Annotated in this window: 10 protein-coding genes; 3 read left to right on the plus strand and 7 right to left on the minus strand. The window is 73.8% G+C overall.

From position 1 onward, the window contains the following. The first annotated feature begins 2 nt into the window (after nucleotides 1-2). Nucleotides 3-1,364 carry a sensor histidine kinase gene (locus POL25_RS27300; RefSeq protein WP_272089148.1) on the plus strand — a complete coding sequence of 454 codons (1,362 nt, stop codon included), beginning with the start codon at nucleotides 3-5 and terminating at the stop codon, nucleotides 1,362-1,364. 222 nt (nucleotides 1,365-1,586) lie between these two features. On the opposite strand, the gene POL25_RS27305 is transcribed toward POL25_RS27300, so the two are convergent. The 3 genes from POL25_RS27305 to POL25_RS27315 form a co-directional block, all read right to left on the minus strand. Then, on the minus strand, nucleotides 1,587-1,940 hold the full coding sequence (locus POL25_RS27305; protein ID WP_272089149.1) for a hypothetical protein: 354 nt from the start codon (nucleotides 1,938-1,940) through the stop codon (nucleotides 1,587-1,589). A gap of 350 nt (nucleotides 1,941-2,290) precedes the next feature. Beyond that, on the minus strand, nucleotides 2,291-4,624 hold the full coding sequence (locus POL25_RS27310; RefSeq protein WP_272089150.1) for a lipase maturation factor family protein: 2,334 nt from the start codon (nucleotides 4,622-4,624) through the stop codon (nucleotides 2,291-2,293). A 297-nt stretch (nucleotides 4,625-4,921) separates the two neighbouring features. After that, nucleotides 4,922-5,479 carry a HEAT repeat domain-containing protein gene (locus POL25_RS27315; protein ID WP_272089151.1) on the minus strand — a complete coding sequence of 186 codons (558 nt, stop codon included), beginning with the start codon at nucleotides 5,477-5,479 and terminating at the stop codon, nucleotides 4,922-4,924. A gap of 120 nt (nucleotides 5,480-5,599) precedes the next feature. On the opposite strand from POL25_RS27315, the gene POL25_RS27320 reads away from it, so the two are divergent. After that, nucleotides 5,600-7,210: a nitroreductase family protein gene (locus POL25_RS27320; RefSeq protein ID WP_272089152.1), complete on the plus strand. Its 1,611-nt coding sequence runs from the start codon at nucleotides 5,600-5,602 to the stop codon at nucleotides 7,208-7,210. Between the two features lie 209 nt (nucleotides 7,211-7,419). Next, entirely contained in the window at nucleotides 7,420-7,542 is a 123-nt protein-coding gene (locus POL25_RS27325; protein ID WP_272089153.1) for a hypothetical protein, read from the plus strand. A 91-nt stretch (nucleotides 7,543-7,633) separates the two neighbouring features. Here the strand turns inward: POL25_RS27325 and POL25_RS27330 are convergent, their stop codons facing one another. From POL25_RS27330 to POL25_RS27345, 4 genes are all read right to left on the minus strand, one after another. Beyond that, the gene (locus POL25_RS27330; protein WP_272089154.1) at nucleotides 7,634-9,940 is read right to left on the minus strand and encodes a DNA methyltransferase; all 2,307 of its coding nucleotides are present in this window, start codon (nucleotides 9,938-9,940) and stop codon (nucleotides 7,634-7,636) included. Nucleotides 9,941-9,943: 3 nt separating this feature from the next. Then, complete coding sequence (locus tag POL25_RS27335) at nucleotides 9,944-10,366, minus strand: c-type cytochrome (RefSeq protein WP_272089155.1); 423 nt, start codon at nucleotides 10,364-10,366, stop codon at nucleotides 9,944-9,946. 173 nt (nucleotides 10,367-10,539) lie between these two features. Continuing rightward, nucleotides 10,540-11,442, minus strand: coding sequence for a hypothetical protein (locus tag POL25_RS27340; protein WP_272089156.1), 903 nt, complete (start codon nucleotides 11,440-11,442; stop codon nucleotides 10,540-10,542). Between the two features lie 135 nt (nucleotides 11,443-11,577). Further along, nucleotides 11,578-12,528, minus strand: coding sequence for a ribonuclease H-like domain-containing protein (locus tag POL25_RS27345; RefSeq protein ID WP_272089157.1), 951 nt, complete (start codon nucleotides 12,526-12,528; stop codon nucleotides 11,578-11,580). Nucleotides 12,529-13,303: the final 775 nt, after the last annotated feature.

A 13,303-nucleotide genomic window follows, 5' to 3' on the forward strand; every position in this document is an offset into this window, starting at 1 on the left:
CGATGACCCTGCGCCGCCGGCTGCTCCTGTTCGGCGCCGTCCTCCCGGCCGCGCTGCTCGCCCTCGCCCTCTTCCTCATCGGCCTCGTGCTCGACCACCTCCTGCTCGAGTCGGTCGATCGCGGCCTCACCTTGCAGGCCGCCAGCGAGTCCGTCAGCCTGTTCGATCGGCCAGGTCAGGACGCCCACCTCCACTTCGGCGACTCCCCGCTGGTCGCCGACCTGCAGCGCCTGCACCACCAGGGCGCCCTCTACGGCCCCGGCGGCGCCCGCCTGCTCGCCTACCCCGCCGACACCTACGCCCCCGCTGCCCTCACCGCCGCCGACGTCGCCCGCGCCCCCGCCTTGCAGACGCGCGTGCTCGCCAGCGGCGAGCGCGTCCGCGAGCTCTCGCTCGCCATCGACTCCCCGCGCGGCGAACCGCACGCGCTGTGGCTCGCCGTCTCGCTCGCCGCCAACGACGCCGCCCTCACCGCCTACGCCCGCGCCGCCGCCCTCATCGGCGCCGCCGTCACCCTGCTCATGCTCCTGCTGCAGGTCGCCCACGCCCGCGGCCTCGTCCACCGCGTGCAGCAGCTCCACGCCCACATGCAGCGCCTGCAGGAGGGCGACTTCTCGACCTTGCCGCCCGCCGATCCTGGCACCGACGTCATCGCCAGCCTGCGCCACGCCATCGCCGACGCCACTGACAAGCTGCGCACCGCCTCCGAGCTGCAGCACCGCCTCGTCGCCGACGCTGCCCACGAGCTGCGGACCCCGCTGACCGCCATGCGCATGGAGATCGACGTCACCCTGCGGCGCGAGCGGTCGCCCGAAGAGCTCGTCGACGCGCTCGCCCGCGTGCGCACCGAGGTCGACCGCCTCGGCGAGCTCGCCAGCAAGCTGCTGGCCATGGCCAGCCTGCGCCGGTCCGAGTGGGAGCGCGTCCCCCTCGACGCCGTCGCCAGCGTGCGCGACGCCCTCGCCAGCCACCGCGCCGTCGCCGAGCGCCGCGCCATCGCCCTCCACCTCCACGCCCCCGACGCTGCGCCGATCCGCGCCAACCCGGGCCCCCTGCGTCAGGCCGTCGACAACCTGCTCGCCAACGCCATCAAGTTCGCCCCGCCCGGCAGCGCCGTCGACATCACCGTGCGCGACGACGACACCGCGCTCGAGATCCTCGTCGAGGACCGCGGCCCCGGCGTCCCGCTCGAGCACCGCGAGACCATCTTCACCCCCTTCCGCCGCCTCCACCGCGGCGTCGACGGGGCAGGCCTCGGCCTCGCCATCGTCCGCGAGGTCGCCGAGGCCCACGGCGGCCGCGCCTGGGTCAGCGAGCGCCCCGGCGGCGGCGCCTGCTTCCACCTCGTCATCGCCCGCGCGTGAGCAGCCCGCGCTCCGGGACATGTCCACAAGGACATGCCCCATGGAACACTGTCTTCAAGACATGTTCACAAGGACAGTGCGCCAGACCGGCTGACGCGGAGCTCGAGCAGTCGGGTTGCGACCTCATGGAATATGTCCCCCCGGACAGCTCGTCCTCCACGTCCGCACGGCGACGTCCGAGCCAGGCGTCCGCGACCGCTGGCCCCCGAGGGGGTCGCGCGTTCACCCTTCTGGCGCGACCGTCAGCTCGGTCTGCAGTTCGACATCCGCGAAGGAGCGGATCGTGATCACGCGACAGGCCCGCACGACCCCGCGCAGGCGGCGGACCTCGCGAGACTCGCTCGACAGCCCCTCGCTGACATCGAACGGCTCCTTGGGGCGCTTGAAGCCGGGCGTGATGAGCAGTCGATCGGACAGGTACACGATCCCGGTGTCGAGATCGGTGATGACCGGCTCATGCGGCCGGTCCTGGCGGCTCTCACCGAACAGCCCGCCGGTCACGCGCTGGTACCACACCACCTCCACGCGATGCCCGACGGGAACCGCCGCCTGGTAGATGACCACGATCTTCTGCATGCCGCGGATGGTAGCCCGCCGACCCTCGCGCATGCACGCCCCGAGAGTGACGCCCGCGCAAGACTCACGACCACGAGCATGCCCGATGCTCGATCGCGCCTTTGTTTCGAGCGCTCGCCGCGAGTCGAGCGTCGCTCGATCGTGCCCTTGCTTCGAACGCTCGCCGCGAATCACGCGTCGCGCTCACTCGCTCCGAGCGACCGCCGCGAGACCTCGGCGCGGCGTGCCCCTCACCGCCTCGCTCTGCGCTTCGGAGCAGCAGCGACCCGCTTCGAACCGCCCTCTCGCGCTCGTCCATGCGACCCGCACTTTTCGCTTCGCGTGACGCCTCGAGCGCTCCCCTCACCGCCTCAACCGTCCGCCCGCGGCGTCTCGTCGAGCAGCCGCAGCGACCGGTCGGCGCACAGCTCGAAGCGCGGCCATCGCTCGGGCGTCTCGGCCCACAACGCTTCGCCTTCACGGTCGACGAATTCGCCGCGCAGGAACTCGATCATCGCGAACGCTCCCCACAGCCGCCGCACCCGCCCCGAACCCCACGCCGCGAGCTTCTGCGCCCGCGCGCTCGGCCGCGGCCACCCACGTACCTCGACCTGGCTCGCCAGCATGCGAAACTTCTGTGCCTGATGGGCCAGCCGCTCCGGCCGCAGCACCGCCTCCAAAAAAGCACCCGAGCGCAGGCTCATGCGCGGCAGCCACTGCGCCGCCGTCGCGGGCTCGCGCATCAGCGAGTCATACGCCGCGCGCCCCTCCGCGATCACGTGCCGCACCAGCAGGTTCAGGTGTTGATGCGTCTCGACGTCGAGCGGCGCCGCCCGCAGCCCCAGGATCGCCCGCAGGCCCCCCGCCACGAACAGCCGCTCGCAGCGGGCCATCCCCAGCAGCGCGTAGCGGCCGATCAGCCGCTCGAAGCGATCGCGCTGCCCCGCGCTCCAGCGCTCGCGCACCTGCCTCGTCAGCCCTGGCAGCTGCGACCAGTCCTTGCGATCGGTCGCCGCGAACATCGGCACGAACTCGTCCCACAGCGCGCCCACGTCGTCCGCCGTCAGCTCCGGCGCATGCGAGCACACCAGCGCGTGCGGGTCCTCGCCGGCCGCCGCGCGGCGCAGCAGCGGCCCCACACGCGAGCGGCGGATCCACGTCCAGTCCTCCGGCGCCCATAGCTCCGGCGGCGGCGGCCTGCCATCGAGCCACTCGTCGTCCACGCGCGCGCGCGGCAGGTGCGGCCCGACCAGCGTCCTTCGCCACCACGCCCCGCTCGCGCGCTGCTCCGCCGGCGTCGTCGGCTCCAGCATGTACATGCGCACCCGCGCCGCTCGCGGCGCCCCGCGCTCGCGCGGCAGCGAATCGCCGAAGCACAGCGGCGAGCGCAGCTGCCCCGCCAGCACCCGCCGCATCAATCGCCCCGCCCCCGAGCAGCGCGCATGCCCGTACGGATCCCAGCGCCCCGTCAAGTTGCGCAGCACGCTGGCCTCGTGGAACCCCGTCGCCTCGTACACGATCGCGTGGTCGAAGCGCGGGTGATGCGGCGCCACCCACCGAGGCGGCGAGCGCTCGGTCGTCGGCCACCAGCGCGGCGTCAGCGTGTGCCACTCGACCTCGTCCCACGTCACCTCGAGCGCGGGGCTCATCTTGATCGCCGGCGCCGAGCGGGGCGGAAACACCCCGTACGCGTGCAGCCACCGCAGCGGCTGCAGCCCCCGGAACACCACGATCGGCCAGCGCAACGCCGCCGGCACCGCCCGCTCCCACCACGGCCACAGCGTCCACGTGAACGACGCCCACGTGTTCAGCGGCAGGCACAGCAGCGCCCCGAACGTATGCACCACGATGAGCCCCTGCAGCGCCAGCGTCGACGCCGGCAGCCCCGGCGCGAACAGCTGCAGCGGCGCCGAAGCCGTCGCGCTGTCGAAGCACACCCCGCACAGCGCGATCGTCAGCAGGTTGAAGAACCCGTAGTTGCCGGTCGCCGCGATCGCCAGCATCAGCCCCGCCGTCGCCAGCGCGAACACCACGCTGGCCGGCCCCGGCACGAACACCGCGAACGGCAGCACCACCTCGATCGCAAACAGCAGCACCAGCGCGCCCTTGTGCACCCACATCGGCGCGCGGTGGACCAGCCACCCGAGCGGCGTCGGCAGCGGCTGGCGGATCACGAACCCGTGGAGGAATCCCGCGTCGGCCGGCGTCGAGCCGGCGAACTTTTGCTTGCCGAACCCGAACATCACCCGGAACAGCAGCAGCCGGAACAGCCACGCCAGCGCCGGCGTCGGCGCCCCGCTGGCCGCGACCTCGGGGGCCCATGCCAGCGCCGGCAGGAACATGGCCCAAAAGCCAGCTTCGAGCAGCAGGCTGTCCCACGGGTACACCAGCACCACCGCCCGATCGAGCGACAGATAGAGCGCCCAGCAGGCCAGGAACGCCAGCGGCGTGTGCGGCCCGCCGACGACGATCGTCAGCGCCGCAGCCAGCCCCAGCCACGGCAGCGCGCGCAGCCAGCGATCGCCGGCGTGCAGCCACAGCAACCCCGGAAAATACAGCCAGCGGCGCGGCGCCGCGAAGTCGCGCCGGATCGCCGCCATCAGCTCCGCCACCGGCGCCACCCCCTCGCGCCCCGCGAGCGGCACGACCTGGAACGTCAGCGAAGCGAACGCGATCGCGTACACCACCCCGATCCCGCGCGCCACGAGCCCCCACACCAGCTCCGGCGACGCGTGAGCGAGTTGGTCGAGGACCTCGATGCCGGCAGGCTCGCACGGACCCCGCCCACGAGCAAGCCGGCCATGAGCCCGCCGCCCGGCGCTTCACGACGCCTAAAACCTGTCCTCAAGGACATCTTCTAAAGTAGAACTCGCGAGAGCAGCCTGGCCCCGACCTCGCCGCCTCCGAAACCTGTCCTCAAGGACATCTCCGTGCCCGCGATGAGCAGGCCGACTCGACCTCGCCGTCTCCCGGACCCCACCTTCACCTGCGATCCGCCCGCATCACCGCGGAGCGAGACCCAGCGCCTCGGCGATTCGCGTCAGCTCGGCCTGCACCTCCGCCGACGGATCGCCCTCGGCCAGCCACGCCGACAGCTCCGCGCGCGCCGCCGGCCCGTCCAGCAGCTCGAGCGCGTCGGCCAACGACATCCGCAGCTCCGCATCGGCGTGGCGTCGCGTCACGCGCTGCAGCAGCGGCTCCGTCACCGCCTGCACCCCGGTATCGCCGAGTGCGTCGATCGCCTCGGCCGGCCCGTCGGCGTCCATGCAGGCCAGCAGCTCGCGCGCGACCGGCTCCGGGCGTTGCTTCGCCAGGTACTGCAGCAGCATCGCCGCGTCGTTGCCCACGAACCCGTCGAACAGCGACCGACTGCCGCGCAGGTGCCGGATCAGCGTCACCAGCAGCGGCACCGCCGTCTCGTCCATGCGCGCCGCCAGGGCCGAGTACTGCGCCTCACACTCCGCCAGGCTCGACGGCAGGTCCGCGAACGGCCCGTGCATCGAGGCCAGCTCCTGGTAGAGCTGTTCCACATCGCGGAAGTGCAGCGGCGTCGCGGTCATCGCGCGAGCTTGCCACGGCCGCCGCAAAACGGCCAAGCCTCCCCGAGACATGTCCCCGGGGACAGGCCCTTTCATGCGCAGCGCGAGCCTCGGCCCGCGCTGTCCTCTATACTCTCGCCGATGCCGAGCGACCTCGAGCGCGTCCTCGCCTACCACGAGCGCACCGCCCACCGGCCTGGTCGTTACGCCGCCTCGCTCGGCTACCTCGACTGGGCCACCCAGCCCAACCCCTTCCGCCTCTACGACGGCGCCGAGCGTCACCCGCTCCCGCGCGCCCATCCACATGTCTCCGAGGACAGCCCGACCTGGGCCGACCTGTTCCGCGGCCCCGTGCGCCCCCCCGCCGCGCTCGACCTCGACCTGCTCGGCTCGCTGTCCTTCCACGCCTTCGCCCTCGCCGCCTGGAAGCAGGCCGGCAGCTCGCGCTGGTCCCTGCGCGTCAACCCCTCGAGCGGCAACCTCCACCCGACCGAGGTCTACCTGCTCGCTGGCCCGCTCGTCGGCCTGTCCGATCGGCCAGGTCTCTACCACTACACCCCCCTGCTCCACGCCCTCGAGCGCCGCGCCGCCCTCGATCCCGACGCATGGCGAGCCCTCGAATTCCCCGGCGTCCTCGTCGGCCTGTCGTCGATCGCCTGGCGCGAGGCCTGGAAGTACGGCGAGCGGGCCTTCCGCTACTGCAACCACGACGTCGGCCACGCCATCGCCGCGCTCGCCTTCGCCGCCGCGCTCCACGGCTGGCGCGCCGTGCTCGTCGATCCGCTGGCCGACGATCGCCTCGCCGCCGTGCTCGGCCTCGCCGACCTCGGCGAAGGCGACGAGGCCGAGCACCCCGACTGCCTGCTCGCCCTCCTGCCCGCCGACATCCCGCTGACCCTCGACCCCGCCGCCGTCCTCGACCTCACCCCGGCCGCGCTCACGGGCGTCCCCAACCAGCTCAGCGAGGGTCACCACGAGTGGCCGATCCTCGCGGAGATCGCCGCCGCCACGACCCACCCCGCCGCCACCCCGCGCCCGTGGCCGCCCCCGCCGCGTCCCCGCGCGTGCGACCTCGAGGTCCCGGCCGCGCCGTTGATCCGCCGCCGCCGCAGCGCCGTCGCCATGGACGGCCGCACCGGCCTCACCGCGGCTGGCTTTTACGACATGCTCTTGCGGACATTGCCCGAAGGACAGCCGTTCGCCGCGCTCCCGTGGCGCCCGGCGGTCGACCTGGCGCTGATGGTCCACCGCGTCGCGGACGTCGAGCCCGGCCTCTACCTGCTCGTCCGCGAGCCCGCCCGCGCCGACCGCTGGCGCGCCGCCCTGCCCGACGCCACGTGGCAGGCCCCGCCCGGGTGCCCGCCCGAGCTGCCGCTCGTCAGCGTGCGCGCCGGCGACGTCCGCCGCCCCGCCGCCCTCGTCAGCTGCGCCCAGGACATCGCCGCCGACGGGGCCTTCGCCGCCGCCATGTTCGTCGACCTGCGCGCCGAGCTCGAGCGCGAGGGCCCGGCCCACTACCGGCGCCTGTTCTGGGAGACCGGCGCGATAGGTCAGCTGCTCTACCTCGAAGCCGAGGCCCTCGGCATCGCCGCCACCGGCATCGGCTGCTTCTTCGACGCGCCCACCCGCGACCTGCTCGGCCTGCCTGAAGCCGACGGCCTGCGCAGCCTCTACCACTTCACCGTCGGCGGCCGCGTCGAAGACGACCGCCTGCGCACCCACGACGCCTACCACCACCTCGAGCGATCGTGAGCGACGCCCACGACCCCGCCACCCTCGACGCCTATCACTGCCGTGAGCGCCCGTGAGCTCGGCGTCGCGCCGGACGATGCCCGGCGCACCCCGACGCCCATCACTGCCTCGAGCGCCTGTGAGCTCGGCGGCCGCATCGACGACTCCGCCTGCGCACCCTCGACGTACCGCCGCGCCGACGCCCCGCTTCATACCTTTGACGCCTGACCATGGCCGCGAACGCCGGCGCCGACGACCACGCCGGCGTCCCCTCGACGCCCGCCAGCGCCTCGAGGGTCTTTCAGCTCGGCGGCCACGCCGATGTCACCGCCGCTCACCGCGAGCACCCGTAGAGCGCGGCCGCGTCGACGAGACCTACCAGCGCGCAGGCCCTCGATGCCCGCCGCTGCCGCGAGCGCCCCCGCGCCGGCGGTTCCGGGCCCATCAGGCGGACTGCTCGCGGCTCGTGACGAGCGCATCGCTCGTCACGATACTTTCAGACATGCCCTCAGGAGCATGTCCTTTAGAGCATGTCTCTTTCGACATATCCTGAAGAACATGCTCGATGCGCCAGGCGTGCCAGCTCTCCCCGCCGAGCACGTCGACCAACCGGACCCGCGCCACCCACGGCCCCTCGCCGGTGAGCGCGAGCCACCCGCTGTCGGCGTCGAGCTCCCGCCGGTTCCGTGTCCGCGCCGCCGCGAACGCCGGGCGATGCGGCGACTGTCCCTCGCCGGCCTCCGCGATCGGCCGAGCGACGATGGCCCAGGACGCCGACCCCGCGCCGGCACTCTCCCCGGACGCCAGACCCTCCGGTGCAACCGCAGCCACCCGCGCCTGCGCCTCGCCGACACTCTCCCCCGATGCAGCCGCAGCCGCCCGCGAAGCCTCGCCCGCCAGCGCCGGCTCCTGCTCCGAAGTCTCCGCGTCCGCTTGCACTTCGCCGCTGCGAACGCCTCGTGTCGAGGCTTCGCCCGCCGCCGAACAAGCCGCGCCCTCTCCCGCCTCTGACAGTCCCGTCTCGCCGTCCGCGACGCGAGCCACCGCGCCGATCGCCGGCGACGCCGTCGCAAATTCGACCGACCACGCCTCGACCGCCGCGCGAGCATCCCCCGCCGTCGCCAGCGCCGCCGTCGCCCGCGTCGGCGCCGAGAACCGCGCCCCCTCCAGAGTCGCCTGCACGCGCAACCCCGGGCCCGCCGCCGCGACCGCGAACGTCACCGCGACCACCGGCCGCTCGCTCCACGGCGGCTCCCCGGCGTGCCCGCGCGGGTCGAGCAGGGCGCGCCGCAGCTGCAGGCAGACCACGCTCACGCCTGTCCCTTCGGCCAGCTCGGTGCCGGCCGGGAAACTCCACGCCCACGCCATCACCTCGAGCTTGCGCAGCCCGAGCCCCGCCGCGCTCGTCGCTGCCGCCGCCACCTCCGCGGCCGTCACCTCCCCGTCGAGCGGCCCGACCCACACCGCAGTGTCCCCCGCGATCCCCGTCACCCCGCCCGCGGCCGCCGCCCTGGCAGCGTCGCCGGCGATCTCCATCACTCCGCCGGTTGCCGCCGCCCTGGCAGCGTCCGCCGCGTTCCTCGTCACCCCGCCGGTTGCCGCCGCCCCGGCAGCGTCCCCCGCGTTCCCCGTCACCCCGCCCGCCGCCTGCGCCCCGCGCAGCCGCAGCACCGCGGCCGGCCACGGATCGGCCTGTCCCGAGAGCCAGATTGCGCGCTCCGCCGGCCCCAGCCCGGCGCGCACGAACCCGATACCTGGCTTTTCGGCCATGCGCGCGTGGGCCAGCTCGATCGCCGCGGCCGCGCTGTCGCAGCCGATCCATCGCCGCCCCAGCGCGTGCGCGGCCGCCAGCGTGGTCCCGGCGCCGCAGAAGAAATCGGCCACCAGCCCGCCGGGGTTCGAGCTGGCGGCGACGATCCGGCGCAGCAGGCTCTCGTTCTTCTGCGTGGCCCAGCCGGTCTTCTCGCGCGAAAAACTCTTGATCTGGATCGAGTCGAGCGAGTCGCCGCCGCGCAGCCGCCACTCGGCCGGGCTCGCGTTCCACACGTCCTCGACCGGCACGCCGCCCTGCTGGTCGGCCTCGCCCTTGCGCCGCCGGTACTCGCTCGGGTGCGCGTTGACCTGGCGGTGGAACACGAACCGCTGCGGGTCCTTGACGTAGAAGTAGATGAGGTCGTGGTTGCGGATCCAGTTGTTGGCCCGCGCCTTGAACCCCGAGATCCAGCCGACCCGCCACACGATCTCGCGCTGGAAACAGCCGGGCCCGAAGATCTCGTCGAGCAGCAGCTTCACCGCGTGACCGACGATCGGGTCGACGTGCACGTAGAGGCTGCCGTGCGGCGCCAGCAGGCGGTGGATCCGCCGCAGCCGCGGGTCCAGCATCTGCAGCAGCCCCGCGACCCCGCCGGGCCAGCGATCGCTGTAGGCCCGCGAGCGCAGCTCCGGCCCCTCCGCGTCGGCCCCGACCCGCGTCGTCCGCTCGAACTCGTGGCCGGTCGCGAACGGCGGGTCGATGTACACCAGGTCGATCGCCCCCGCGTGCGTCGCCATCAGCGCGTCCATCGCCAGCAGGTTGTCGCCGCCGACCAGCAGCCCCGGCGCCCGCGTCGGCTCGGCCTCGACCCCGCCGATCACCTGCTCGACCTGCAGCCCCAGCGAGCGCGCGGGCACCTCGACGCGCGCGCCGTCAGGCCCGTACTTGCCCGGCCACACCACCTCGACCGCGCCGCTTGCCGATCGTGGACGCGGCATGTCTCAAGGGACAGGTGGGGGCGGCGGCAGCTGCAGCTCCGGCTGCGACAGCGAGCGCACGTAGGCGACCAGGACCTTGAGGGTCGGCTCGCTGAAGTGCGGGAAGCTCGGCATGGTCGGCGGCCGCCCGCCACGGATCGATCGCCGCAGCCGCTCGTCGCTGAGGGTGCTCATGAACCCGGGGTCGGTCAGGTCGCGCACGCCCGCGACCTCCGGCAGCCCCTTGCCGTCATGGCCGTGGCAGCGGGCGCAGTTCTGGGCGAAGATCTTGGCCCCGGAGATGTCCCGCTCGGGCCCGGTCGGCTCATGACAGCCCGCCAGCAGCCCGGCGAACAACATGGCACTTCGGACATGTCCGAAAAGCCCGCCGCGCGCCCCGGACGGCGAGGCGGGAGCGTGCGCGCGCGGGTCAGCGGTGGCGGACATGCGCGGCGACCTTAGCAGAGTCACCGCCGCAGCGTCCCCACGTTCGACCTGCGACCGCGCGTCCCGGGTGACTCACCGACGCTCGGGCCGCGACCGTGACGGGCTCTCCTGGGCCGCTGGCGCGACCCTGCAGCGTCCCCGCGAGTCGGCGTTCAGCACTGCCTGGGCCCCTGTCAGCGCCGCGGCAGCAGCGTCAGCGCTCGCCCCGGCTGCAGCGCGTCGGCGGGCTCCTGGTCCGCGGGCCGCGGCACCGGCCGGGCGCGGATCCCCGCGTGCTGCGGCGAGGTCGTCGGTGGAAGCTGCGGGGGCGGCGCGCTCGGCGGCGTCGTCATCGGCGGCGCCGTCGTTTCCGGCGTCGGCGCCGGCGCGTTCGGGCCCGGCGGGCTGGCCGGCGGCGCGATCGTCGGCCCCGGCGCCGGGTACTGCACCGGCCCTTCGACGCGCGTGTTGCCGTCCTCGGTGAGGATATAGCCCTCGGCGTCGACCGCGGCGTCGGCCGGCGGGATGTAGTCGCCGTTCGGCGTCAGCAGCCCGAGGCGCATGCCCAGGCTGTCGTTGTAGATGTTGACCGCGCGGGCGTAGCCCGTCTCGGCCCGGCGGTAGAACACGCCGGCGGCGATCGCCAGGCCCACGGTCGCCAGCACGCTGCCGAGCATCACCGAGTTAGCCCCGTTCAGCTTCTGGAAATCGAAGCCTTCGCGGGCCGTCGCCGCCCCGCTGGCGATGAACAGCAGCCCCGTGACCGCCCCCAGCGCCGCCAGGATCCGCGAGCGCCGCAGCTCCTTGTAGGGCAGCGCCTCCGAGCTGTTCTTCTCCGAGCGGAGGATCGCGTCGAGCGACTGCCAGCTGCGCTTGGTCGCCATCGGGTGCAGGCCCTTGGTGTAGCGGGTCCCCTGCGGCTCCTCGTGGCGGAAGATCCAGTTCTCTTTGAGCGCCTTCTCGCGCTCGGCCCGATCCTTGATCGTCTCGAGCTTGGCGAAGTCGGTCGGCTGCAGCTGCGGCGTCAGCGACATGCACCCGCTCACGCAGAGGCACAGCGCGAGGACCAGGGGCGAGGGTCGGCGGGCGCGATTCACGTCGCTCTCACGCTAGCACGGACCGCCGGCGCTGCTAAGAGCCCCCGCGGGCCGCGCGAGCCTGCCCTGCCGTCCGCTGGCTGCAGCCACGCACGCCGGAGCGACCCGGAGTTCGGCCCCGGCGACGCATGGGTGTCACGACCCCAGGTGCGCAACTCGCTGCGGATCTACGTCCGGCACCGGTTTGGCGGCGGGCGGCGCTGCCACGGCCTCGGCTTGCCCGGCCGTCCTGGTCCGCCGGGCCCCGGCTTGCGCTGCCGCCTTGCGCAGGCGACGTCCGATGGCGTTCTGGTGATCGGCCGCCCGCTGCACGAGCTCCGGGTCGCCGGGCGCCTCCAGCGTCCGCGCCATCGTTCGCGCCAGCGCCGGCATCGTCAGCACGTCGACGAGGTTGTGGCCGACCACGCGGCGCACCGCCTCGCGCGCCCGGGCCTCGTGGGGCTCGCGCAGCGCCGCCCAGAACACCTCCGGGATCGCCCGCCCTGCGATGTCGCCGTCGCGCCGCACCCCCAGCTGCGTCCGCTCGAGCGTCGTCAGGCGGCAATCCGGCCCGCGCCCGCGCCACAGCCGGCGCGCGACTGGCAGCAGATCGAGGTGCGTCCCGGCCAGCGCGTCGGTCGGCAGCCCGCACCGGCGCAGCCGCCCGCGCAGCAGCGGCAGGTCGAAGCTCGCCCCGTTGAACGTCACCAGCGGCCCGCCGAGCGCCCGCAGCCGGGCCTCGAGGTCCGCCAGCAGCGCCGCCTCGCCCGACAATTGCGTCAGCAGCCACTGCTCGATCTGCCACCCGGCCTCGTCCAGCGTCGCCAGCCCGACCACGAACGCCACCGTGCCCGCCCCGTGCCCGAGCCCGGTCGACTCGGTGTCGAGAAACACTGGCCTTTTGGACATGTCCTGTTCGCCATGTCCGTAAAGCCATGTAAATGCCTTCTGCCACTCCGCCGGCCCCGGCAGCTCGAGCCCGCGGCCGACCAGCAGCGGCGGCCTGGCCCCGAGGCACGGCCAGCGCGTGACCTCGCGGACGAACCCCGCCCCCGGCGCGACGCCGGGCAAGGCAGGGGTGGCGCGCTCGCCCTCGAACCGCCCCATCCGCCGCCAAAGCGCCGGCCGAGTCGGCGCACCGCCGTCCAGCGGGCCCGGCCGCGAGGAGAGCGACACCTCGCGCCCGAGCTCGCCCGCAACACGAGCCGCGGGGCTCCTGTCCTCATCCTCTCGTCCCGCGACCTCGTCCGCCCGCGTCCGAGCCCCGGCCTCTCGCCCCGCAACTTCGCCAGGCAACACGGGCGACGGCCTCACCGCTCCGACCCCTCGCTCCCCAACCTCTTCAGGTCGCGCAGGCGATCGCACCAACGCACCTGCCCCTCGCTCCCCAACCTCCGCAGGCCGTGGCGCCGTCATCCCGCGCCCGCTCTGCCCGCCGAACTCTGCCAGCGGCCCGGCGATCGCAGCGCCGATCCTCTCTCCGACACTGACAGCCCCGCGACGCTCCGGCGGCGCGACCGTGAAATCGCGTAGATCTTCGGCTCTGCGACGGCTCTCGACCGGACTCGGCCGTGGGTTCGTCCCCGCGGCGATGATCTCCCCGTTGGCCGTCACCTTCGAGCGGTTCGGGCGTGCCCGCGACGTCCACAACACGTACGTCCCCGACACCCGCGGATCGATCCGCCGTTCCTCCGCACCTGCCCCTCCAGACAGCCCGCCTGCGCGGCCCGCCAATGCCGGCGCCCGCTCGCCCGCGCGATTCGTCGGACCTGTCCCTTCAGACAGCCCAGAATCTGCCAGCGCCCGCGCGCTCGTGCGTCCTGCCGGCTGCGCGTCGTTCAGAGCTGGCCGGCTCTCGCCCCGAACCTTCTGTCCCGCCGCG

Origin of the sequence: Nannocystis bainbridge (assembly GCF_028368995.1) — a bacterium.
In the GTDB taxonomy this organism is placed as follows: Bacteria; Myxococcota_A; Polyangia; order Nannocystales; family Nannocystaceae; genus Nannocystis; species Nannocystis bainbridge.